This window comes from Brevibacillus sp. BD137, from assembly GCF_041644655.1.
GTDB classification, from domain to species: domain Bacteria; phylum Bacillota; class Bacilli; order Brevibacillales; family Brevibacillaceae; genus Brevibacillus; species Brevibacillus brevis_D.
Genome location: NZ_JAOTNO010000010.1, coordinates 92,294 through 116,735, shown reverse-complemented (window position 1 = coordinate 116,735; position 24,442 = coordinate 92,294). Strand labels below are relative to the sequence as shown.

At 49.3% G+C, this 24,442-nt stretch carries 18 protein-coding genes; 2 read left to right on the top strand and 16 right to left on the bottom strand.

The features are described from left to right. The 3 genes from gatA to asd form a co-directional block, all read right to left on the bottom strand. Positions 1-1,473, bottom strand: a complete 1,473-nt coding sequence (gatA, locus tag ODZ53_RS20555; protein ID WP_173605895.1) for an Asp-tRNA(Asn)/Glu-tRNA(Gln) amidotransferase subunit GatA — start codon at positions 1,471-1,473, stop codon at positions 1-3. Positions 1,474-1,505: 32 nt separating this feature from the next. Next, on the bottom strand, positions 1,506-1,796 hold the full coding sequence (gatC, locus tag ODZ53_RS20550; protein ID WP_007717539.1) for an Asp-tRNA(Asn)/Glu-tRNA(Gln) amidotransferase subunit GatC: 291 nt from the start codon (positions 1,794-1,796) through the stop codon (positions 1,506-1,508). Positions 1,797-2,510: 714 nt separating this feature from the next. Then, entirely contained in the window at positions 2,511-3,356 is an 846-nt protein-coding gene (asd, locus tag ODZ53_RS20545; protein WP_372679606.1) for an archaetidylserine decarboxylase, read from the bottom strand. 159 nt (positions 3,357-3,515) lie between these two features. Here asd and ODZ53_RS20540 point away from each other — a divergent pair, with 159 nt between their 5' ends. Then, complete coding sequence (locus ODZ53_RS20540) at positions 3,516-4,436, top strand: diguanylate cyclase domain-containing protein (protein ID WP_372679604.1); 921 nt, start codon at positions 3,516-3,518, stop codon at positions 4,434-4,436. Here ODZ53_RS20540 and ODZ53_RS20535 read toward each other — a convergent pair whose 3' ends face one another. The 7 genes from ODZ53_RS20535 to ODZ53_RS20505 form a co-directional block, all read right to left on the bottom strand. Beyond that, complete coding sequence (locus ODZ53_RS20535) at positions 4,437-5,342, bottom strand: MraY family glycosyltransferase (protein ID WP_256973618.1); 906 nt, start codon at positions 5,340-5,342, stop codon at positions 4,437-4,439. A 154-nt stretch (positions 5,343-5,496) separates the two neighbouring features. After that, entirely contained in the window at positions 5,497-7,044 is a 1,548-nt protein-coding gene (pruA, locus tag ODZ53_RS20530; protein ID WP_372679601.1) for an L-glutamate gamma-semialdehyde dehydrogenase, read from the bottom strand. Between the two features lie 259 nt (positions 7,045-7,303). Beyond that, positions 7,304-8,371, bottom strand: a complete 1,068-nt coding sequence (locus tag ODZ53_RS20525) for a CamS family sex pheromone protein (protein WP_372679599.1) — start codon at positions 8,369-8,371, stop codon at positions 7,304-7,306. Between the two features lie 41 nt (positions 8,372-8,412). After that, positions 8,413-9,339 carry a WD40/YVTN/BNR-like repeat-containing protein gene (locus tag ODZ53_RS20520; protein WP_087342316.1) on the bottom strand — a complete coding sequence of 309 codons (927 nt, stop codon included), beginning with the start codon at positions 9,337-9,339 and terminating at the stop codon, positions 8,413-8,415. Between the two features lie 20 nt (positions 9,340-9,359). Continuing rightward, positions 9,360-11,375: an NAD-dependent DNA ligase LigA gene (ligA, locus tag ODZ53_RS20515; RefSeq protein WP_172141804.1), complete on the bottom strand. Its 2,016-nt coding sequence runs from the start codon at positions 11,373-11,375 to the stop codon at positions 9,360-9,362. 228 nt (positions 11,376-11,603) lie between these two features. Next, a complete protein-coding gene (pcrA, locus tag ODZ53_RS20510) occupies positions 11,604-13,952 on the bottom strand; it encodes a DNA helicase PcrA (RefSeq protein ID WP_372679596.1) in 2,349 nt (782 codons plus the stop codon). 101 nt (positions 13,953-14,053) lie between these two features. Beyond that, positions 14,054-14,854 carry a VanW family protein gene (locus ODZ53_RS20505; protein ID WP_372679594.1) on the bottom strand — a complete coding sequence of 267 codons (801 nt, stop codon included), beginning with the start codon at positions 14,852-14,854 and terminating at the stop codon, positions 14,054-14,056. A gap of 194 nt (positions 14,855-15,048) precedes the next feature. Between ODZ53_RS20505 and ODZ53_RS20500 the strand changes: the two genes are divergently transcribed. Next, positions 15,049-16,098 carry a DUF418 domain-containing protein gene (locus ODZ53_RS20500; RefSeq protein WP_372679592.1) on the top strand — a complete coding sequence of 350 codons (1,050 nt, stop codon included), beginning with the start codon at positions 15,049-15,051 and terminating at the stop codon, positions 16,096-16,098. Between the two features lie 167 nt (positions 16,099-16,265). Here the strand turns inward: ODZ53_RS20500 and mglC are convergent, their stop codons facing one another. The 6 genes from mglC to ODZ53_RS20470 form a co-directional block, all read right to left on the bottom strand. Continuing rightward, positions 16,266-17,285, bottom strand: coding sequence for a galactose/methyl galactoside ABC transporter permease MglC (mglC, locus tag ODZ53_RS20495; RefSeq protein ID WP_016741215.1), 1,020 nt, complete (start codon positions 17,283-17,285; stop codon positions 16,266-16,268). An 18-nt stretch (positions 17,286-17,303) separates the two neighbouring features. Next, complete coding sequence (locus ODZ53_RS20490) at positions 17,304-18,821, bottom strand: sugar ABC transporter ATP-binding protein (protein ID WP_372679589.1); 1,518 nt, start codon at positions 18,819-18,821, stop codon at positions 17,304-17,306. 83 nt (positions 18,822-18,904) lie between these two features. Further along, positions 18,905-19,951, bottom strand: coding sequence for a galactose ABC transporter substrate-binding protein (locus tag ODZ53_RS20485; RefSeq protein WP_372679587.1), 1,047 nt, complete (start codon positions 19,949-19,951; stop codon positions 18,905-18,907). A gap of 125 nt (positions 19,952-20,076) precedes the next feature. Next, positions 20,077-21,063 carry a substrate-binding domain-containing protein gene (locus tag ODZ53_RS20480; protein ID WP_372679585.1) on the bottom strand — a complete coding sequence of 329 codons (987 nt, stop codon included), beginning with the start codon at positions 21,061-21,063 and terminating at the stop codon, positions 20,077-20,079. Then, positions 21,060-22,823, bottom strand: a complete 1,764-nt coding sequence (locus ODZ53_RS20475) for a histidine kinase (protein ID WP_372679583.1) — start codon at positions 22,821-22,823, stop codon at positions 21,060-21,062. Before ODZ53_RS20475 ends, ODZ53_RS20480 begins: the two co-directional genes overlap by 4 nt. Before the next feature lie 3 nt (positions 22,824-22,826). Further along, positions 22,827-24,431, bottom strand: coding sequence for a response regulator (locus ODZ53_RS20470; protein WP_372679581.1), 1,605 nt, complete (start codon positions 24,429-24,431; stop codon positions 22,827-22,829). Positions 24,432-24,442: the final 11 nt, after the last annotated feature.

Genomic DNA, 24,442 nt, shown 5'->3' with positions numbered 1-24,442 from the left:
TTACCCCCTCACCCATTCCGGTTTGCGCCCGTAGAAGCCTGCGGTTTGCTCATACGCATGGGCTACGCGCAATACGGTGGATTCGTCAAATGCACGACCTACGATCTGCAAACCGATTGGCAAACCGTTTTTGGAGAATCCGCACGGCACGCTGATTGCTGGCAAACCAGCCAGGTTTACAGGAACGGTACAAATATCCTCCAGATACATTTTCACCGGATCATCTACGTTTTCGCCTACTTTGAAAGCCGTAGAAGGCGTCGTTGGGTGCAGGATGACATCGTAGTCAGCAAAAATGCTGTTGAAGTCCTGAATGATCAGGGTACGCACCTGCTGCGCCTTTTTGTAGTAAGCATCGTAATAACCAGACGAGAGCGCGTAGGTTCCGAGCATGATGCGACGCTTCACTTCTTGACCAAAGCCTTGGCTGCGGGATTCCTTGTACAGCTCGATCAGGTTGGCCGCATTGTCTGCACGCACACCATATCGAACGCCGTCAAAACGAGCCAGGTTGGACGAAGCTTCAGAAGAAGACAAGAGGTAGTAAGCTGGCACTGCATATTCCGTGTGCGGCATGGAAACCTCGCTCCATGTAGCACCCATGCTCTCCAGCTGCTTCAATGCTGCCAAAACAGCATCGCGAACCTCAGGGTCAATCCCTTCTCCGATCAACTCTTTCGGTACCCCGATACGCAGACCTTTTACGTCTCCAGTCAATGCGGACAAGTAATTCGGTACGTCCACATTGGCAGAGGTAGAGTCGTATTCATCATGTCCCGCAATCGCTTGCAGCACATAGGCGGAATCCTCAACGTTTTTCGTCACAGGCCCGATTTGATCCAGCGAGGACGCAAACGCAACCAGCCCGAAACGGGAGACGCGTCCATATGTAGGCTTCAAGCCGACAACGCCACAAAAAGCAGCAGGCTGACGGATGGAGCCACCTGTATCAGAGCCAAGTGTGAAGTAAAAATGACGTGCAGCCATTGCCGCCGCTGAGCCACCAGAAGAGCCTCCCGGAACGTAGTCGGTGTTCCACGGGTTTTTCGCTGGGAAAAAGCCGGAATTTTCGTTGGAGCCGCCCATCGCAAACTCGTCCATGTTCAGCTTCGCAACGATAACCGAGTCGGCATCCTTCACCTTTTTGGAAACCGTCCCGTCATGGACAGGATCGTAGTTCGCCAAAAATTTACTCGCGCAAGTCGTGCGAATGTCTTTTGTAACCAGGTTGTCTTTCAGTCCGGCTGGCAAGCCGTAGAGAAGACCCAGCTCCTCATTTCCCTTGACTAGACGCTCGTCCAATTGACGGGCATGAGCCAAGGCTCCCTCTTCATCTACATGCAGGACGGATTTGATTTCTCCGTCATGCTCCTTGATGCTAGCGATGGAAGCCTGCACCAGATCCGTTACCGAAATCTCTTTTGCGCGCAGAGCGCTATGTATCTCAGACAATCGCTTGTCAAACAGCGACACAGTGGGTTCCTCCCTTCTCGTTATCCAGTAGGTTATTCGAATACAGCCGGAACTTTAAACTGTCCGTCTTCGTGATCCGGTGCGTTTTTCAGCACGTCCTCACGCGGCAGGGACGGTCTGTTTACGTCTTCGCGCATGACGTTTTTCACGTCTGTAGCATGGCTGGTTGGCTCAATATTGGATGTATCGAGCTCATTCAGCTTGGCTGCAAAATCGAGAATCGCATTCAGGTCTTTTGTGTACCGCTCCGCTTCTTCCTCAGTGAGCTGCAAACGGGCCAAATTAGCTACGTGTTCCACTTCTTTGCGAGTAATGGCACTCATTCTTTCCACCTCCGAATCGTATCACATAACTTTGATCTTACTTGAAAAGAGCGGGTTCAGTCAATTTTCACGGGGATTTCGTCAGGAAAAACAAATAATGTTTTCGGAAAAAAAATATTGATCGATTATTCGCCTAGAAAGACTTTGTCTTGCTGTAGTGGTGGGGAGGAAACAGGAGAAAACGCTCAGCTTCTAGGTCCACCCGCTGGGGGATTGACTGCCCGGCTCCATGAAAAAAAGCGAAACCCGCGTCCAAAGTCGTCCATTCAAGGGGGATCTCAGAGGTGGACGCTAAGGGCTTGTTTCTCTTTTTTTCATTGCGCCTCGGTCGGCGTCCCTAAGATCTTCGCTGTTTTCTCCTGTTTCCTCTACGAGCTTTCCGTGTTTACCGATCTTTTACGAACTTAAAAGATTGAAGAATGTAAGAAGTTACGCCAGAGAAGAATATTTCCAGACGTAGCGACTTGTGAAGTCCTACCAAGCGGAGAAGGGATTCGCGGGCAAAAGAAACGCAACCGTGCCCATACGACGTAGCGGCTACCACTTTTGCGTTTTCCCGCGAATTCCTTCGGAGCGGACAGTACTTACCCTCAGCGGGGACGGAGCACTGAGCCTAGACTGGAAATATTCTTCTCCCCACCGCAGCCACATCTTCATCTCCTAAGAAAAAACAAGTCCAAGGCATTAGCCCTGGACTGTTGTGCTTCTCGTTCGCTATTCCGCCTTCTTTGTCGCGAGCGCCTGCCCCATCAAGAGAGACTTCCCTTTTTCAACGCCTGTTGCCCATTCGAGCTCGTTGGACTCCAACAGCAAAATGACGGTGGATCCAAATTCGAACCAGCCCAGCTCCGAGCCTTTTTCATAACGAGGTGTCCCAGCAATCTTCTCGTGGGTTTGGCGACCGTGCTTGATGTTCGTCGTAGCTGTGTTGTAGCAGACCTTCACGCTGCCTACAAACAAGGCTCCTACTTTTACCAAAGCCATATCGCCCAAGCTATCTGTTTTGATGTGAGTTACCAAGCGTTCATTGCGAGCAAACAAACGGTCTACGTTTTCAATCCCGAGCTTGTTAACGGGATAGAGTCTGCCAGGCAAATAGCAGTAACTGCTCAAATCGCCCGTTACTGGCATATGAATTCGGTGGTAATCCCTTGGACTCAAATAAATGGTGATAAATTTGCCACCGTAGTAACGCTTGGCTTCTTCCTCCGAACCGCCCAACAGCTCACTCACACTGAAATCTTTTCCTTTTGCTTGAATCAAGGTACCTTCGCAAATATCCCCCAGCTGCGAAACGGTTCCATCTACCGGGCTGACGATGGTATCTGGGCCAGATGCAATCGGTCTCGCTGCGGGCTTCAGGCGTCGGGAGAAGAACTCCTTCAGCGTGCGGTATTCTGACGCCGGCTTTTCTATGATCGACGTATCAATTTGATAGTGCTTTATGTATCGTTGAATGGCTAATCGACTAAAGGGAGTAGCGGTAATTTTGCCCATAGTCCTTGACATCGCGTTTTGTGGCAAGCGATGGATGAGACCTGGGAGCAGCTTTTTGCCCATAAGAAAATATGCTCCTTCGTAAAACAACAATACCCTTACTTTACCACTTCTGCTAACAGCCAGTAAACCCCGCACTATTACCAGAGGTTCATCATTTTCTTCGGCAGTCTTACTATACTATAATCATTCTTAGAAGCCACTTATCAGGAGATATCGGTTATGGTGAAGAAATTCGATATTACTACACTTATCAGTCAGCATGGTGATATCCTAACCAGTCTATTCGACCATATGTCGGACATGTTCTTTCTCATGGCTGTCGAACAAGATGCGGGCGGGGAGTATCTGTTTCGCTATGTTTTGATGAATCCATCCGCTATGCACGTCGCCCTATTAAGCGAGGAAGCTTACGGAAAAACGTTTGACGACGTGTATCCTCATGAAAAAGCCAGCTTATTACAGCACATGTACACACAAGCAGTAAAAAGCGGGAGTCCGATCCACTTTACTGCGAATGGCGACATCATTGGCGAATCTATTCTTTCTCCTGTCTACGATAGCAATGGTGTATGCACGCATGTCTTTTCCATTACCCGCGATGTTACTGAGCGCACAAACCTGGAGTCACAGCTGGCCTACATGGCGTATCATGATGTGCTTACGGGATTGCCGAACAGGCGCCTCCTCTCCGAAAAGCTCCAGCAAGCTCTACGTGCTGCCCAATCAAAAGAGGAGATGGTCGCTGCCCTCTATTTGGACTGTGACCGCTTTAAGGAAATCAACGATACATGGGGTCACGACACAGGAGATCTGTTTTTGCAAATGCTCGCTACACGCCTCGAGTCATCTGTTCGAGATGGCGATATCGTCGCACGTCTGGGTGGAGACGAGTTTGTCATCGTCCTGACCGGCATTCACTCTGAACGTCAGGTTGAAAAAATTGCGAATCGTATCCTGCTGGCGACGCAAGAGCCATGGATGATTGAGAACCGGATCATACCGTTTTCGACGAGCATAGGCATTGCCCTCTATCCGGCATCTGCAAGCGAAGCTGAACAACTGTTGAGCAATGCAGACAAAGCACTTTATCAGGCCAAAAAGACAGGGCGTAATCGTTTCTTTTTCTTTGACCCCATTTGATTATTGACTGTAAAACAAAAACACTGCCAAGACGGAGAACAGCAAGCTCACCATATACAAAATGATGACCGTCTGCTTCGTTGACAACCCCCGGGACATAAGCCGATGATGGACATGTCGGCGATCCGCTTGGTACATGGGGGAGCCTGCCAAAAGCCGACTGATGATGACCTGCACGGTGTCTACGACGGGCAAGCCTACTGCCAGGACAGTCACAACTAATGAAATGACCGTAGCCCCTTTCATCGTTCCTTCCAAAGAGATCACGCCGAGAGCGAATCCCAAAAACATCGATCCCGCATCACCCATGAAAATTTTCGCCGGATAGAAATTAAAACGTAGAAAAGCGAGTGCAGCACCTGCCAGTGCAACTGCCAATAATGCGGTTAATTCTTGACCTTTGAGCATCGACAAAAAGAACAAGGTCACCGCTGAGATCGCGGTAGCACCAGCAGCAAGCCCGTCGACTCCATCCAAAAAATTCACCATATTGATCAAGCCAACGATCCACAGCACGGTCATTAGCAGGGAAACAAGGATTGGAAATGAGATATACGTCCCTTCCTCTCCCCCCAGCCACATCAAATTGATTCCCCGAAAGCGAATATCCATGAGGAATGTCATCATCGCTACCAGTAACTGCACCATTAGCTTCGGCAGTGCCGGAAATTCTTTTTTCTGTGACTTGTACGTATCGTCTATCCATCCAATGGCCACCAACACGGCCCCTCCAACTGCCAAAACTGCAACGGTTTTTTGCGCCCCTGCAAAAAAAGTTGACACCAACAAGAGACCGACAAACATCGCCAATCCACCAGATAATGGGATTGGCCTGCTATGTCCCTTTCTCCCCTTTGGCATATCCAGCAGCTTTGTTTTCCAAGCTAGCCAATTTGCTGCTGGCATCAACAAATACACAACAAAAAACGAGGAGAGTCCTGACACGATATAAGTAAACAGCTACCCTCACCTGCTTTGCCCATCATTTTGTCTTTAGTGTGGACAAAATAGGAACAAAAAAGCCGCCCCTGTAAAGAGGCAGCTTTTTTTATTGTGTAGCTTACAGTTTTTCGGAAACCATTTTAGCTTGTGTGAAGAGCAGGAGGTAGTCTGGTCCACCCGCTTTGGAGTCTGTACCGGACATGTTGAAGCCCCCGAATGGATGTACACCTACCAAAGCACCTGTGCACTTGCGGTTGAAGTACAGGTTACCTACGTGGAACTCTTCGCGAGCGCGCTCCAGGTTCTCACGGTTGCGGCTGATGACAGCGCCAGTCAAGCCGTACTCAGTGTTGTTCGCAATTTCCATTGCATGATCGAAATCGTTAGCTTTGCAGAATGCTACCACTGGGCCAAAGATCTCTTCTTGCATGATGCGAGCTTGTGGATCTACATCTGCAAATACAGTTGGCATGATGAAGTAGCCGGATTCTGGACCTTTTTCGCCACCTGCAACCAGTTTGCCTTCTGTTTTACCAATCTCGATGTACTCGAGGATTTTGTTGTATGCTTTCTCGTCAACCACAGGACCTGTGTAGAAATCGTTGGTTCTGATGTCGCCCACAGTCAGTTGTTTGGTCAGCTCTACTACGCGGCCCAGTACTTGGTCGTACACGTCTTGGTGAACGATAGCACGGGAGCAAGCGGAACATTTTTGACCGGAGAAGCCGAATGCAGAAGCCACGATGGACTGTGCAGCCAACTCGATATCGCAGTCGTTATCAACAACGATGGAGTCTTTACCGCCCATTTCAGCAACCAGACGCTTCATCCATTTTTGACCTGGACGATGTTTCGCAGCCAGTTCGTTGATACGAAGACCTACGTCACGGGAACCTGTGAAACTGATGAAACGAGTCAGGTTGTGCTCTACGAGGTAATCTCCGATTTGGCTACCGGATCCTGGTACGAAGTTTACAACACCAGCTGGTACGCCAGCGTCTTCGAGAATCTCCATGAATTTCGCAGCGATTACTGGAGTGGTAGAAGCAGGCTTCAATACGACAGTGTTACCCGCTACGAGAGCTGCTGTCGTCATACCAACCATGATCGCAAGAGGGAAGTTCCAAGGCGGGATAACGATACCTACACCGAGTGGAACGTAGTACAATTCGTTGTCTTCATCAGGGATACGAGGCAGATCATGGCGCTGGGACAGCTTATCCATTTGACGGCCATAGTATTCCATGAAGTCGATTGCTTCTGCTGTGTCAGCGTCAGCCTCTGCCCAGCTTTTTCCTGCTTCTTTTACGAGCCAAGCAGAGAACTCATGCTTACGGCGACGCATGATTGCTGCTGCTTTATACAGATAGCGGGAACGTGCTTGTGCAGGCACCTTTTTCCATGTTTCGAAAGTGCTAGCAGCTGTTTGGATCGCTTTCTCAGCCAGTGCTTGGTCAGCCTGGGAAACAACGCCCACTACTTGTTCTTTATTAGAAGGGTTGAAGGAGTTGGATTTCTTTTCAGTTGTGATGAGTTCTCCGCCGATGATAAGCGGATACTCAAGCCCAAGCTCACTTTCTACCTTAGCGAGAGCTTCTTCAAATGCCTTTTTATTTTCTGGCAGACTAAAATTGGTAAACGCCTCGTTTTTGAATTCCACTTGCATCTTGTGACGCCTCCTTATCGATATCTTCCATGTTCGGATCACTCATAAAACATATGCAAGGATCATACCAACAAAACCATTTAAGGCTCGACTCTATTAGTGTTTGCATTTTTGCAGAAAAATCACCGACAAGATTCAAGAAGTATCTCGGACACTTTTGTTCACACACCGTTCAACATTTCACACATTTGTTCAACCTGTTATTTTTTGTGTACAAAAAAACACCCGACCTGATCATTCGGGTGTTTTATGCTTTTCCTTATTGTCTGTAAATATGCATATACGGCTCTCCACTTGTCGGTCGAATGTAGATCGACAATGGTTTGTTCATCGACTGTACATACAGGTTGACGTGAACGCTTTTGTCGAAGAGCTGATTGATGCTTCCTGCTGCAAATTGCGTAAACTGCAATGCCTCTGTTCTGGAGTCATACTCTGCAGTGGCGGTAATCGTAATCTCAGTGAGCTTGCCGTCCATGAAACGTCCCAGGCCAGTCATTCCGATATATTCAGGGAAATAGCCCTTGGATTGGCGCATGAGCTTGTCGTACTGCAACGACTGCTCTGGGTATTTCTGCTCAACCTCTGAACTCGGGAACAGGAAATATTCTTCTTCGATCGGCAGCCACTTGGATATCGTTGCTTCATTCGCCCCTACTGTACCTGACATGATGAAGTGCCCCGGCACCAGAGTAGAATTCACTTCCGGTACTTGATACATCAAAATCAGGATCGGAACTTCCGAATTGGTTGCACGTACAGACTGCACGATACGAGCTGCAACCTGCTGACCTTTTGCTTGTAGTTCTTGTGCCGTGTACACCTTGTCCTGACCGGTTGCATCCTGATAATTCGGCGAAAGCGACAAGCCCAACACCATGCCAGCAAGGCTCTTATCCTTCTTGCTCAGGTAATCATGCTCCAATACGTGCACGAGAATTCCGTTTTTCTTTTTCCCGTTGGCCCCAGCCGTCTTTTCCTGTGCAATCCACTGGGTGACTTGCTCTTTTTTTATCACTTGACCTTCTTGGAAATAATAATCGGACGTCGAGTATGTCTCCCGAGCAAACTCCATCAAGCCTAATTCAAGGTGACTGAAATCGACGCGATATTTCGTATCAGCAAGCATTCCTCGTGTCTGGTTTTGCTTGTACGGGGTAATGCTTCCGTAGTAATCCTCGGATACTTCCACTACCTCCGACAAGGACGGTGTAGTAGGCTCAGGAGCTTTGTCCTTGCCCCCAGGTATCAGCGAGCAGCCAGTCAATGCCATCACAAGAAGTACAGCTGTCAAGAACCTGCATCCTGCCAAAAACTTCACTTTCATAGATTACTCCTTTTCGTATCCAAAGGTGGGCGATGTACAAATCATTCGTTCCACTTGATCCATCGATTGTCTTCGAGCTTGTAGATCAATGCCGATTCGCCAATTCCCACCCATTTTGTATCCTCGCCACCTGAAGCAATGACAATCAGCTTTTCTGGTGAACGAGCATCCAGCAAACGCCATTCGCCCTTGATTTTCTCATAGATACCTTTTTCGGTTGCGACAGCGAGAGTACCAGTTCGTCTGTTAATGGCGAGCGAATAGATCTGCTGTGCTCCGGGAATCTCCTCTGTCTTCCACTGCCCCTCTTCATTATAGAGCAAGCTGAATTGGGCCGCTACATAGAGTCGGTCTTGTTCGGGATCAAAGTCCATGGCAAATACTTCCTGGTCCATTGGCTGCCACAGACTCCAAGATTGGGCCCCGTCTGTCGATTGATAAATGCCTTCACCCGAGACAAAGGCAAACAGACGTACTTCGTCTCCTCGGCGATTCCCCACAAAGCTGGTGATATTCGCTGGCTCTGGTAACCCCTTGTTGACTGAAGTCCACTTTTTACCACCATCTGTTGAATGAAGAACCCCATCAATTCCACCGACAAATATTCGCTTCGGATCATCCGGGTCCACAAACCATCCTTCAATCGCATACTGCTCTAAATCTGTCGAGAGAGATCCCCACGTTCCACCGCCAGTTGAGCTATACAACCCAGCATTCGTACCAACCCATACTTGACGAGCATCATCAGTCATCATCAGATTGTGAATGGTTGCTCCCAGTTCCAATACGTCCTGATAGGTCAAGTTCCCTTGTAGAGCAGCAGCTGTAACTGTTGGAGGATTCGCATTGATTTCTTTACTGCCAGTACTGCTGTTATTTCCACAGCCAACCAATTGCAGCATGGCTATTACACCGATTCCCCATTTCAGGAAGCTATTCATGCTCTTCACGTCCCTTCCCTTACTCATCCCTTGTCGCCACCGTTTTCTTAGGCGTTGCTCTCCAATACTTGCAGGAAGCCTGCTTCGTCCATAACAGCCACGCCTAGTTTTTCTGCCTTCTCCAGCTTGGAGCCGGCTTTTTCACCTGCAATCACCAGGTCTGTCTTTTTGCTGACGCTGCCTGTTACCTTGCCACCCAAGCGCGCAATCGCTTCCTCTGCCTCCTGCCGCGACATTTGCGTCAAGGTACCGGTCAAAACGATTGTTTTGCCTGAGAATGGGAGGTCTGCGCCACTCTCAATGCGGATTCCTTTGTACTCCATGTTTACTCCGGCCGCTCGCAGTCGCTCAATAACTGCCTGAGCCTGCGGCTGTGCGAAGTAGTTCACGAGACTCGCCGCCATTTTCGGCCCGATCTCATCGATTTGCGTAATCTCTTCTTCAGAAGCCTGCATAATGGTATCGATATTGCCAAAATGCTCCGCAAGAACACGTGCCGCCTTGGCTCCGACCAAACGAATGCCAAGACCGAACAATACGCGTTCCAGCGAGTTCTCCTTGCTCGCTTCAATAGCCGCAAGCAAATTATCTACGGACTTTTCACCCATGCGCTCCATGCCCAATAGAGCATCGCGCTGCTGGTGCAAATAATACAAGTCAGCGACACTGTGGATGATACCGTCGCGATACAGCTGGGCCACGACCTTTTCTCCCAAGCCGTCAATGTTCATAGCCGTACGGGACACGAAATGAATCATGCCTTCACGGATTAGGGCCGGACACATTGGATTGATGCAGCGCAGAGCCACTTCTTCCTCCAAGCGTACCAGCTCACTCCCGCATTCAGGACAATGCGTTGGCATGGCAAATGGCACTTCATTTCCAGTACGACGCTCTGGCAAGACTGCGATAATTTCCGGGATAATGTCCCCCGCTTTTTTGACGACAACATGATCGCCGATAAGGAGGCCTTTTTCCCGAATAATGTCTTCGTTGTGCAAGGAAGCGCGCTTTACGGTCGTACCTGCCAAGCTGACTGGCTTCAATAAAGCAGTCGGGGTGACATTCCCTGTACGCCCCACAGATACTTCAATACCTTCTAGAATCGTAACCGCTTCTTCGGCAGGGAACTTGTATGCGATAGCCCAACGCGGACTTTTCGCAGTAAAACCAAGCTCCTCCTGCTGAGCGTAACTGTCGACCTTGATCACCATGCCATCGATTTCATAAGGCAAATGAGGACGCTTTTCTGTCCAGCCCGCAATAAAAGCGAGCAGTTCATCGACGTCGTCAAATACACGTCGCTCCTGATTCACCATGAAGCCGAGCGTCTCCAGCAAATCAAGCCCTTCACTGTGTGATTCCACTGTTTCCCCTTGCAAATCGCCAATGCCGTAAATAAACGTATCGAGTTGACGGGATGCGGCAATTTTGGGATCAAGCTGACGGAGCGAGCCTGCTGCGGAATTGCGCGGGTTGGCAAATAGGGCTTCTCCACGCTCCTCGCGCTCTTTGTTCAGCTTTTCAAATGCTCCCTTGGACATGTAAGCCTCACCGCGAACCTCAAGGGTTAACGGCTTCGTCAGCCGCAAAGGAATGGAACGAATCGTTTTCAGGTTTTGTGTGATGTCTTCGCCTGTTGTTCCGTCTCCACGAGTAGCCCCGCGGACGAACAGCCCATTTTCATAATGAAGCGACACGGCCAAACCATCAATTTTTAGTTCAGCTACATATCGGACAGCCTGACTGCCAACAGCCTGACGCACCCGGCGGTCAAAATCCCTGATGTCCTCCTCATTAAAGGCGTTGCCGAGACTGAGCATCGGTGTCTTATGAACGACCTTTTCAAAGAAGGGCAGCGGTTCTCCCCCTACACGCAAGGAAGGAGAATCAGGTGACTGCAAATCAGGGAAGCTGGTTTCAAGCTCCCTTAGCTCCCGCATCAATTGATCGTATTCCTGGTCAGAAATCTCAGGTCGATCCTCTTCATGGTAAAGACGATTATGCCGCTCAATTCGTTTCGCTAATTCTTTAATTTTTGTTTCCGCCGTCAATCGATCCATTTCGTTCATCCTTTCATACTCATACCTGTTCAAAAAGTTGGCTTTTCAGCACCGAGATAGTGGCGAGAACCGCACGAAGGAGGAGCGGAGTGTAGGTACCTACATGAGCACCGGACTTCGAAGGTGAACGCCATTATCGATGCGAATAAGCTTCCCGGATTGCTTCGTGATCAAAAGACGACTTTTTGAACTACCTTTTTGCGATTGGCCTGTATTTGTATTTGCACATTATCCTTTTTGAATAGGGGCGAACTTCGCTAAAAGCTTTTTAATGCCAGTCGGGCTTGGGAAAGCAATGTCGAGCTCCATGTCGTCACCTGTTCCTTTTACTTTGACGACCGTACCGTTGCCCCATTTGCCATGTGCCACTCTGTCGCCAACCTTCCAATCAACGCTTGCTCCTTGACCATGTCCAGGCAGTTTTTCACCCGCTGGACGGGTAAATGTAGCAGGTGTGCTGCTTGGGGTTCGCTGAGCACTGCCAAATTTCGGAGCAGAACCTGCTTGTGAGGAGGACGCTCCAAACGGTCTCGCTCCCGTGTCACGTCCGAATGCACTGCCATCCCGCTGTCCAAATGAACTACTGCGTCCACCGCCGGAGAATCCTCGGTCCGCTGTCGCTGGATTTCCTTCCAACAGCTCAGCCGGAATTTCTTGCAGAAAGCGAGACGGCGCATTCACATTCGTCCGTCCAAACAACGTCCGCATACGGGCACATGTCATGTACAGACGCTCCTCTGCCCGTGTAATTCCCACGTAAGCCAGACGGCGTTCTTCCTCCATCTCCGCATCGTCAAACAAAGAGCGGCTATGCGGGAAAACACCTTCTTCGCAACCTACCAGAAACACCACAGGGAACTCCAGTCCCTTGGCGCTGTGCAAGGTCATTAATACAACCTGTCCCTCTGCCGATACTTCCTCCTGGGCACCGTCATCTCCCAAGGAATCGATGTCTGCTACCAGCGCGAGGTCTGTCAGGAACGCAAGCAAGCTTTTGTCTTCATTTTTGCGCTCGAACTCCTGGGTTACAGACAGGAACTCCTCGATATTCTCCAGACGTGCCTGTGCTTCCAGCGTTTTCTCCTCTTTTAAAGAATCGCGGTATCCAGAGCGCTTCAGCACTTCTTCCACCAGCTCTGTCACACTCAAGTAATCGGTCATTTGCATCAAATTCGAGATAAGATCATTAAAGGACAGGATCGCATTCGTCGTGCGCGAAGGCAGCCCCATGTAAGCCGTCTCCTGAATCGCTTGGAAAAGGGACTGACCATTTGCGTTCGCATACGCTTGTAGCTTGTCTACCGTGGTATCCCCGATATTTCGCTTCGGTACGTTGATAATACGCTGCAAGCTGATATCGTCATCCGGATTGGAGATGAGACGCAAATAAGCCAAGATGTCCTTGATCTCTTTGCGATCGTAGAACTTGGTTCCGCCGACGATGGTGTACGGCATGTTCGATTTGATGAAAACTTCCTCGACCACACGAGACTGGGCATTCGTCCGATACAGGATCGCGAATTTGTCGTAGCTCTTGTACTGGGCCATCTGCTTGCGAATCGTATCGACGATAAAGTACGCCTCGTCGTGCTCGGAATCACCCTGGAAGCACATGATCTTGTCGCCGCCAGGATTCTCTGTCCAGAGTTTCTTTTCTTTGCGCAGCTTGTTGTTGGCAATAACCTGGTTCGCTGCCTGCAAAATCGTTTTGGTGGAGCGATAGTTTTGCTCGAGCTTGATGAGCTTGGCTTCGGGATAGTCTTTTTCAAAGTTTAAAATGATCGAGATATCGGCACCGCGCCATTTATAAATACTTTGGTCAGCATCCCCCACGCAGCAAACATTTCGGTGCTTGTCTGCCAGCATGGAAATCAAGAGGTATTGCGCCCGGTTTGTATCCTGATACTCGTCAACGTGTATATAGCGGAATTTCTTTTGATAAAACTCCAATACTTCCGGCACTTCTTTAAACAGACGAACTGTCGTCATGATCAGATCGTCGAAGTCCAGCGATTGATTGTTTCTCAGCTTTTTCTGATAGGCCGTGTAAACCTTTGCTGCCACTTGTGCAAATGGATCGCCCGCAAGACGCGTATAGGTTTCTGGATCGGTCAGCTCGTTTTTCGCTCCGCTGATCGCAGCCAAAATCGAACGCGGCTCATACTGCTTCGGATCGATGTTCAACTCTTTTAAACATTGCTTGACGACAGACAACTGGTCACCCGCATCCAAAATGGAAAAGCTGCGATTGATGCCGAGTCGGTCGATATCCCTGCGCAAAATCCGCACACACAAGGAGTGAAACGTCGACAGCCATGCATCCTGCGCTGCCGCTCCGCCAATAATGGCAGCCACACGGTTTTGCATCTCCCGCGCTGCTTTGTTGGTGAAGGTGATCGCCAAAATGCTCCAAGGCGCTACCTGCTTGGCACCGATCAGGTATGCGATACGCTGTGTCAGTACCTTAGTCTTGCCGCTACCCGCACCGGCCAAAATCAAGACGGGACCTTCTGTTGTAAGGACTGCTTCCCGCTGCTCAGGGTTTAGTCCAGCTGTGATACGATCTGCAAAAGACATATGTATAAATCCACCTTTCCACGTTCCCTAGACGAAAGCATATGTTCCTATTTTCGCACAGATCGCAGTGGAGTTCCAGTTCGTATCCCGAACAGGAAACATCATCCTTTCGGTAGCAATGGCTCGTACATCAAATAAGCCCGATTCTCCGTCAGCCATTCTTGCTCCACCCGTTCTCCTTCCAGCGTGTAGACATCTCGATACAATTCATTTTTCCGTTCATACCCTCCCCAAATCGAAGGAAGGATCTCATGTTCTTTCTCGATAATGACGTACGTCCGTGTCGGTGGCATGTCGGAACGCCATTCCCCTACCAAATGTGTATCGGTCAGGTAGACATGCAGTTGAAAGGGCTGTTGCGTCTGGTTGGCGATTTGTAAATCCAGATAGTTATAGAAACAAGTCGCTCCACTCCCGAACGGCTGTGTCCGATGCGAATCAGGAAAAACATCGAAGCTATGACGATGTCGTTCCGTCACTGTCAACGGTGTATGCAGGGTCATCCAGTACAGCAGATTCGAGAGCTGACAAAGCCCTCCGCCAACTCCGGCCGTGACGCGTCCCTGCGAGAGCAGCATCCCCTCTACATAGCCTTTGCTTCGGGTCGGCTTACCAATCTGCTTCCAATACGAAAAGGTTTCCCCCGGATGGATGATCAATCCGTTCAGTCGTGCAATGGCCAGCCGCAAATTGATCACTTTGTTATGCTGCATCCACATTTCCACGTTCTGCAATGGGCGTAACAAAATCGTTTGATGAGAATAATGGACATAGCGCAACCACTCGCTTCTTTTCTCATGAGCGAACCTCGTTCGACCAAATATCCATTGTACATACCTTTTCCAACGAAAATAGGCCATGCCCGCTGCCAGACGCCACTTTCCCCGTGCGATTGGTTTCATTGCGCCCCCCAACTTCCTGATTATTACAATAGACGCAGGAATTTGAGATGAAGTTGCGGTCGAATACGGGAGCCCCCCTCACTTCTTACACTTTTGTAAGCGAGACGTAAGCAAATGCCATGTCCCTCCATCCCCGGTTGAGCTAGGATAGGAGAAGTGCGCGATCGGGCGACGAACAACAAGAGAAGGAAGTGATGGGATTGAAAGAAAACGCATCTACGTTGAACCAACGAATTGATACAGTAGATACTGTACGGGGCTTCGCCTTAATGGGCATTCTCCTCGTCAACATCGTGGCATTACTGTATGCGCAAACACCTGAGATAGGAAGTGTAGACCACTGGCTGTTCCAGTTTTTCAATTTCTTTGTGGAATCTCGCTTCTTCGTGATCTTCTCCTTCTTGTTTGGCGTAGGCTTCTATATTTTCATCAGTCGAGCAAAAGAAAAAGGGGCCAATAGCACCGTTTTGTTCATTCGGCGTCTGATTGCCCTACTCGCTCTTGGCTTTGTGCATAAAATGTTTCACCCTGGTGAAGCACTTTTCATCTACGCTATTTTCGGCTTCATCTTACTGCCCTTTTATCGCTTGAAGGCGCGAACCAATCTGATCATCGGCCTTATTCTGTCTATCCTTGTCTGCTCTATTGGCTTTAAAGCGCTTTTGGTGCTTCCCTTATTTATTTTGGGACTCGCTGTCGGGCAATACGGGGTCTTTCAAGATATTCCGAAATTTTTACCCGTGATTAAAAAAGTGCAGGGCGTGACCTTCGCCCTTTCGTTAATCGGCTTGTTTATCCAATACCGACTGACTCCAGCTGATCTGGCAATGAGTGGCGCGAATCTGGTTGTAGACGATACCGTGTCAGAAGAAACCCTCCAGCAGTTGATGAACTACACGATTGCCTTGACCTCCACTGGTCTTGTCATGGCTGCCTTTTACACGACGACCCTGATTCGGCTGCTGCAAAATAAAACCGTCCAGACCATCCTCTCTCCGCTGACCAGCTATGGGCGCATGGCATTGACAAACTACGTCGGACAAACCGTATTAATCCTTGTGGGAGGCTATGTGTTCGATTGGTTTGGCAATCTCGGCTATCTGCAAACGACACTGATCTGCCTCGGTATCTACGTGGTGCAAATGGTAGTAAGCGTACTCTGGTTGTCTGTCTTCCGCATGGGACCACTTGAGTGGGTATGGCGGTTATTTACGTATATGAAAATCACACCGTTGCGAAAATAAACAATCAGAGACCCCAGAAAAAGCTGCCTTGGTTGACAGCTGATCCGGGGTCTCGTTTTTATAATATCGGAAAGTGTAAACATCTTCGGGTTTCCTCCCGATATTACGGAAAACATTCCGACAATACGCGGTCGCTCATCCATGAGCAAGCCTCGAAAAAGGTTTTCTTATTTTTTCGCCAAGTATTTACGAATGTCAAAAGCAACGGCTGCCACAATGATGAGTCCTTTGATAATGAGCTGCCAATACGGGCTGACTCCAATAAACGTAAGACCGTAGTTGATGACGCCAAAAATAAGGACACCCGCAAGCACACCTGGAACGGTACCAATTCCGCCAGACGTCGAGACTCCACCTACCACACAGGCGGCAATAGCGTCCAGCTCGTACATGTTACCGTAGTTGTTCGTCGCCCCACCTGTCCGGGCTGCCTCCAAAACACCACCGAGTCCATACAGGGCACCCGCAATGGCATAGATCATCATGAGGTTGAAAGCGACGTTGATCCCGGAAACAGTGGCGGCCTGCATGTTGCCTCCGATGGCGTACATGTTTTTACCAAGCCGTGTTTTGTTGAAAATCACCCAGACGATGAACGCAACCATGATCGCAATGATGACGATATACGGGATCGAATACGGGCCACTCGGGCCGATGTACCCCGTCCCAAGCTGATTGAAGTCACTCCGCAATCCAGCTATTGGCTGAGATTGATTGGGTTCCCTATCAAAATAGATGGAGTTGAACCCGTATACAATCACCATCATGCCCAGCGTGGCGATAAAAGGGGGCACACTAAAACGAGACACAATGATGCCGTTGATCAGGCCAACCAGCAAGCCCGCAGCGATTGCAATGAGAATAGGGATAAGCAACGGCAAATCGGGTAAATCCGGAAAAAACCTCCGCGGATAGTCTTGAGTTTGCAGCATCGAGGCGGAGATGACAGCTGTCAATCCGACCACTCGCCCCGCGGAAAGATCCGTTCCGCCTGTAATAAGAACAAACGCAGCACCCAACGCAATAATGGCGCGAGTGGAGGATTGCATCAAAATATCCCGAAGCGTTGTAATGGAAAGAAAATTGGGATCGTAAATCGCAATACCCGCTATCAACAAAACCAAAACAATATAGATGGCATTTTGCGTAACAAAGCCTTGCACCTGTTTAGCAGACAACGAAGACATGCCTGTTCCCCTCCTTTCTCATGCTAGATGCTTGGTAGCCAGCCGCATGATCTCTTCTTCAGTTGCTGCTGTACCTGACAAAAAACCGGAGAGCTTACCCTCGCACATGACCATGATTCGATCTGACATGCCAAGCAACTCCGGCATTTCCGAAGAAATCATAATGATGCCTTTTCCCTGACTCGCCAGCTCCGCGATAATGGTGTAAATTTCGTATTTGGCGCCGACATCGACTCCACGCGTAGGTTCGTCCAGCAATAAAATATCCGGATCAGTCAAAAGCCACCGCGCCAGCAGAACCTTTTGCTGATTGCCTCCTGACAGATTTTTGATCATTGCTTTCATAGAGGGAGTCTTGACGCGGAGCATCTCGATGCTTCGGCTGACATCTGCCCTACGCTTGCGCTCATTGAGGAGCAGAAAAGGTGTTTGGTAACTGGCCAAATTCGCGATGACCGTATTTTCCAGAATCGATAAGACAGGAATGATGCCGGTGACTCGCCGCTCCTCCGTCAAGAGCGCCATTTTGTACTTCTTCGCATCCTTCGGTGATTTGATCCGTACCTCCTGGCCGTTGATCGACACTTTTCCTGCTGACACTGCACGCAGTCCAAACAATGCCTCAATCAGCTCTGTTCGTTGTGCGCCCACGAGGCCGCCTACGCCTAAGATTTCGCCTTTGCGCAATTCAAACGACACATGCTGAAAAGACTGGGAAAACGGGGAGGTCAATCCCTCTACCTTCAAAATTGGTTCCCCTGGTGTATTGGAGCGACTCGGAAAACGCTGCGTCAGGTCCCGTCCGACCATTTTGGAGATGATCAGGTCTGTCGTCAGCTCAGCTGCCCGCCATGTTCCAATGAGCTTGCCATCGCGCATGATCGTCACGTCATCCGCAATCCGTAAAATTTCCTCCATCTTGTGTGAAATATAGATGATGGCGACACCTCTGCTCTTCAGTTCGCGGATGATCGCAAATAGCTGCTCCACTTCGTTTCCCGTCAGTGAAGACGTCGGTTCGTCCATAATAATCACTTTGGATCGGTAGGAGACCGCTTTGGCAATTTCAAGCGACTGTACCTTGGATACAGACAAGTCACGGACTACAGCATGCGGATTCAGATCCATTCCCAGATCAGCAAACAGCTTCTCCGTATCCGAGAGCATTTTTTTCTCATCCACAAACGGAAAAGGACCGATTCTTTTAACCGGAAAACGTCCTAGCCATATGTTTTCCATGACACTGCGAAAGGGCACCGGATGCAGCTCTTGATGAATCATGGAGATGCCGTGCGCCAGCGCGTCCTTTGAGCTGCTCATCGTCACCTGCTCATTGTTTAAGACGATTTCTCCCGCATCTGGCCGATAAATTCCGAAGAGACACTTCATCAGGGTCGATTTGCCTGCTCCATTCTCTCCCATCAGTGCATGGACTGTTCCCGGACGGACTTTTAGCGTGACATCATCGAGTGCCTTGACCCCTGGAAATTCTTTATGAATGTGGTTCATTTCCAACAAAAACGCCTGCTGGGCCATGGAATGCCCTCCTCTTTACCAAAATCATCCCCATCACCGAAACAGGAGAGTCGGATTCGTCTCTTCACCGACTCTCCTGCTTTTTATTTCGCGTCGCTCATGTTCTCCTTGGTGATTTTTTTGTAGGGCACCCACACGTACTTGCCATCCGTAATGTCAAAGCCAGTGGAATCTTTTGTTGGCGTTTCACCCTTGGCCAAAGACGCCGCGATGCTAAGCGTTGCCTTTCCTTGGTTGTTCGCATCGTTGAGAACCGTTCCGAGCAAGGTTCCCGCCTCGAGCTCCTTTAGTGCGGGCGCTGTAGCATCCACGCCAACAACGGGCATGTACTTACCATTCGCGAAATAGCCAGATGCCTTCAGCGCTTCAATTGCCCCCAGTGCCATATCGTCGTTGTTGGCAAGAACGGCTTCGATCTTGTCACCGGAAGCTGCGAGGAAGGCTGCCATCTTTTCTTGCCCTTTTACGCGATCCCACATGGCCGTATCTTCCGCGACCTTCTCTACTTTAATCCCTGCATCTTCAATCGCCTTCACCGAAAACTTCGTCCGCAGCTCAGCATCCTGATGCCCTGGCTCGCCTTTTAACATGACGTATTGGAGAACACCATCCTTGTTTTTATCTGCTTCCGGGTTTGCCTTCCAGTAATCGACGATCAGCTGCCCCGAGATCGTGCCGGATTCCTCCGCTTTTGCTCCCACGTAGTAGACCTTATCCCACTTCTGCATATCCTCTGGCATCGGCTCACGGTTGAAGAAGACGACAGGGATATTGGCTTGCTTTGCCTTGTCGATAAGGACGCCAGCAGCTGTGCGATCCACTGGATTGATAGCGAGGGCATTCACCTTTTTGTTAATGAACAAATCCACTTTGTCATTTTGCGTAGGCTGGGCATTTTGGCTGTCTACAATGTCCACCTCCGCTTTGCCCTCCGCTGCTTTTGAAATCGCATTGCGTACTCCCGTCATGAACGTATCATCGAACTTATAGATGGCGACTCCGATTTTGGGATTCCCCGCGGGAGCCGATCCTCCCCCCGACGCTGCCGGCTGTGAACCGCCTGACTGTGAGCATCCAACAACCGATAGCGTAACAGCGGCCACCAGTGTAGTGGCAATCAGCTTTCTCATTCGATAATCCCCCTTTATCCTCTATATTTACATCTGATATAAACCAAATGTAAGCGTTTTCCATAATGTGTTCCATCGAAAATCCTGCGCATTTCTATCAAAATTCTCATCTGTTTTACGGAGGCCTATTTAACGAAGGGGAAGAGGAGCTTTTGATTCTCCGACCAGAACATATTCTCCCGATCGATTACTTTTGTTCCGGTGTCGACCAGACTGGGCACTGCTTCTCCGTTGCTCGCTTCGACCGCGTACTTGACGCCAAGATATCCCATCGATAACGGCTTCTGGATGATCGTCGCGGAAATGATTCCTTCCTGCAAATACTCCAGCACTTCCGGCGGACTGTCGATAGCGACGATTTTGACTTTGTCCCGTAGTCCACTGCTTTCCATTTCCTCGGCCACACCGATCGCTGTACTGGAATCGAGTGCAATCACTCCTTTCAACTGCGGATGTTTGCGGAACAGTTCGCGCGTCCACTCACCAATCTGCTTTTTATCCGAGGGAACATTTTCGTTGGCAACCAGTTCAACCTGCATTTCCCGTGGGAGCAAATCGAGGACGCCTTGTTCTCTTCGTTTGGCATTTGCCTTTATCCGATCTGTACCGAGCAATGCGATTTGTCCCTTTTTTTCAATTAGATACACCATTTTTTCGAAGGCCTTCCTGCCCATATCGTAGTTATCCGTCCCAATGTAGCTCTTGACGGCTGAATCTTTTCCGACTGTGTCGAGTACAAGGATCGGGATGGCCCGCTCCCTTGTCAGCTTGATGGCTTCTCGCAAAACTTGTTCGTCACTAGGTGCCACCACGATTGTCTCGGAGCCATCTGCGATTGCTTGCTGCACCAGCTCCATTTGCCTCTGGGCATCCTCCTCATAGTCCGGTGCGTAAAAATTCAAGTTTCGCTCATATTCCTTGGCAGCCATCTCCGCGCCAAGCTTGACCGTTCGCCAATAATCACCGTGCTTCATACGGACGATCAGCGCCACTGTCTTTTTCTTGTCTACTACCACATCCGTTAGCGAAGCACTACACGAGTAAAAAAGCGTCACCGCTACCAAAACGACCAGTCCGTATACGGTAAAACGTTTCCCCGCTGCTGTCCTCATAAACGATCTCGCTCCTCTGCAACCTGCCGCGGAATCCATACTCGCACAACGGTCCCCTCTTCCTGTTCGCTCGCAATTTCCAATCCGTACTGTTCGCCAAAGGTCAGTCGGATGCGTTCCTGTACGTTTTGAATTCCAACGCCCGAGCCTTCTTCGCTTTTGTAAAAGCCAGCCTTTACTTGTGCAAGAACATCTGGGGACATGCCCAAGCCATTGTCGCTTACCTGAAGTAACACCTTACCGTCGATGAGCGCTGCAAATATGCGAATCCGGCCCGGATCAGCCAAATGCTCAATACCGTGGTAGATAGCGTTTTCCACAATTGGCTGGAGCAGTAACTTCAGCGTCAGGCAGTTGAGCACCTCATCCTCATTCTCGACCACGATCTCGTATTCAAATTTTTGTTTGTACCTCATTTTTTGAATAATGAGATAATGTCTCACGTGCTCCAGCTCTTCGCGCACCGTGATAATGTTTTTGCCTCTACTCAGGCTAATCCGAAACAGCTTTGACAGCGAAGTGATCGTGGTGATGACATCCTCGTTTTTTCCGTTGCCGACCATTCTGACTACAGAGTTCAGCGTATTGTACAGAAAATGCGGATGGATCTGTGCCTGTAGCACCTCCAGCTCGCTTTTTCGTTTGGCTTCCTGTTCCCGAATGATCTGGTGCATCAATTCCCTGACCTTCGCGACCATCAGATGAAAACGCAAGGAAAGCTGTTCGACCTCATGGCTTCCCCGGATCGGTTCACTCTCTGAAAAGTCTCCCTGCTCCACCTTTTCCATGGATCGCTCCAGCAGCTTGATCGGGCGTGATATTTTTGCAGAAAGATAGTGCAGTACAAACAACACCATGACAATCACAAAGATGAGCAACCAAAAAATGAAGCGACTGATTTCTTTTTTGGTCGTCACGATCTCGTCCATGTAGGAAACCCCAATGATTTTCCAGCCTAGCTGATCGATCGTTTTGATGGTAATTAAGCGCGTTTCGTCCGGTGTCTCTTCTACATAGCTACCGTAGGAATGCTTCAGCGGCAAGGAACGGTTTTCATTTTTCAATCCGGCGTAAATCAACTGCTGCTGCGGATGGTAGACGATGTTCCCGACCAAATCGATGATGTAGACGTACCCCTTTTTCCCTAAGCCCACTCTCTGGCATAGGTCGTCGATCTCTTTAAAATTCACATCGACTAAAAGTACGGCAGGTATTTCTCCATCAGGTCCGTGGAGAAGAATTTCCCGACTCATCGAAACGACCCAGGTGTACTCTCCTTTAAACAAGTTCTGGATATGCGGGAGCGAAAAGGACAGGTTCGTCGGGTCCTCAATCGCCTTTTGGAACCAGCTCTGTTCCGTCAAACGAGTGTTTTTCCTCAGTACTTTGGAAGGAGTTGTGGCCAATAACGTTCCGTCTCTTGTAAAAACCGCGATGGAGACGATGTCCTTTCTCGTTTCTACGATTGTCTCTAGCTGTTCGCCCAGTTTGTTAGCCGTGAGTCCCTTGCTTCTTCTGATCTTGTCATCGACGAGTTCGAAAATTTGCGTCATCCCATTCAAATAGCTGTCCAGATTGTATTTCACCTGCTCCAGGATTTGCTGCGTGTGCAGATAGGCGTTTTGCTCTGCCGTCTTCGCAAATTTTTCGTAGAGCATCACCCCAACAAACAGCATGACGAGTACCGTCACGAGTGTAAAGGAAGTGGTAATGATAAATTGAATGCCTTTGACCTTGATCACCGCTAGCAATCGTTTCATCGGTTAACCTTCCTGCTCGCTCTGACTTCGGTACTCTTTCGCGGACATGCCTGTATACTTGCGAAAGCTGAAGCTAAAGTAATTGGGATCGGTATATCCTACTTTCTCCGCGATCTCAAAGGACTTCAAATCGGTCGTCCGCAAAAGCTCCTTGGCCTTTTCCATTCGCAATGATAGGAGATAGGACACAAAGGTGGTTTTCGTCTCTTTCTTGAAAATACCGCTAAAATAACCGAGGCTGATGTGGAGATGCTCGCACACCTTGTGGATGGATATGTCGGGAGAATGATAATGCGCATGGGTGTAGTCCAATGCCTGTGTGATCAATCGCCTGTACGTCGTTTGCCGTCCGCTTGCGATACTCGCCATAAGGCGCTCACAAATATCTGTGATCTGTTCTCGGGCATCCTCCATACCGGTAAAAGTCGTCATGACCTGCAACAGATAACGTTGCCCGCCAAATAGTTGATCCATGTCAACTTCGGCACGATGGGCAGTCTTCAAAATGGTCGTCATAATTTCCAACAAATAAATTCGGTAGTCCTCAATGGATACGGGAACACCCGCTACCTGATCAAACAATTCATCAATCACGGTCCGAAGCTCCGTACTCGTCCCCATTTTGATGCACCGAACCAATTCATGCTCCCTTCTCTCATCGAGGCGTATCTGTTCACTCGCTTGCTTTTCCACGTCATTGATCACAATCATCCTGTTGCAGCCAAAGATGCTTTTGTAATCGAGTGCCTGCATGGCGTCCTCATACGAATAAGGGAGTGCTGCTACATCTGCCACAGCGTTCCCGATTCCGATTGTTACCGTGATGCTCATATATTTTTCAATCATTCGCCTAATTTCTTCTGCCATATTTTGTGCTCGCACTTCGATTCGCTGCGTGTCGTCTGCTTTTGTTCGTATGAGCAGCACAACCTGATCTTCATGGAGAAAAACAATACCCGCCTGTTTGCCTGCGTTCAGCTGCTCTTCTGCGATATTTTTCACAGCAAAAAGAAACAACTGCTGCTCCTCCTGCTTGGGCTGGTCTACACAGATGACCGCCACGAGATATTCGGGACTCCTGAGCTCAATCCCGTATTCGCAGGCTTTTGAAAAAACATCGTGCTGTACGAGTTGACGACTCAGCAAAGATGATAAAAAAACCTCCCGCAAAACCGGCAAGCTTTTTCGATAGCTATCGCGCAGCAGCTGAACGTTTTCCCGATGGGCCGCCTCTTCGTCCATCCGTCGCTTGACCTTGTCCAGCGCTTCCATCAGCTCACTCGCGGAAAACGGCTTGAGCACATATTCATCAATTTGCAGCTTCACGGCCTTTTGCGCGTACTCGAACTCATCAAACCCAGTCAAGATAATGATGCGAATGGCAGGGTAATCGCGCCCGATGGACTCCGCCAGCTGAAGTCCGTTCATAAAGGGCATCTTGATGTCGGTTACGACGACGTCTGGTCGCAGCCTCTCTACCAGCTCCAATGCCTCTCTGCCGTTTTCTGCTTTGGCAACCACCTCGTACCCGTGGCTATGCCAGTCAATTTCTTGACTAACCCCTTCTCTTACATCTTCTTCGTCATCTACCAATATCAGCTTATACATAGGCACCTCCC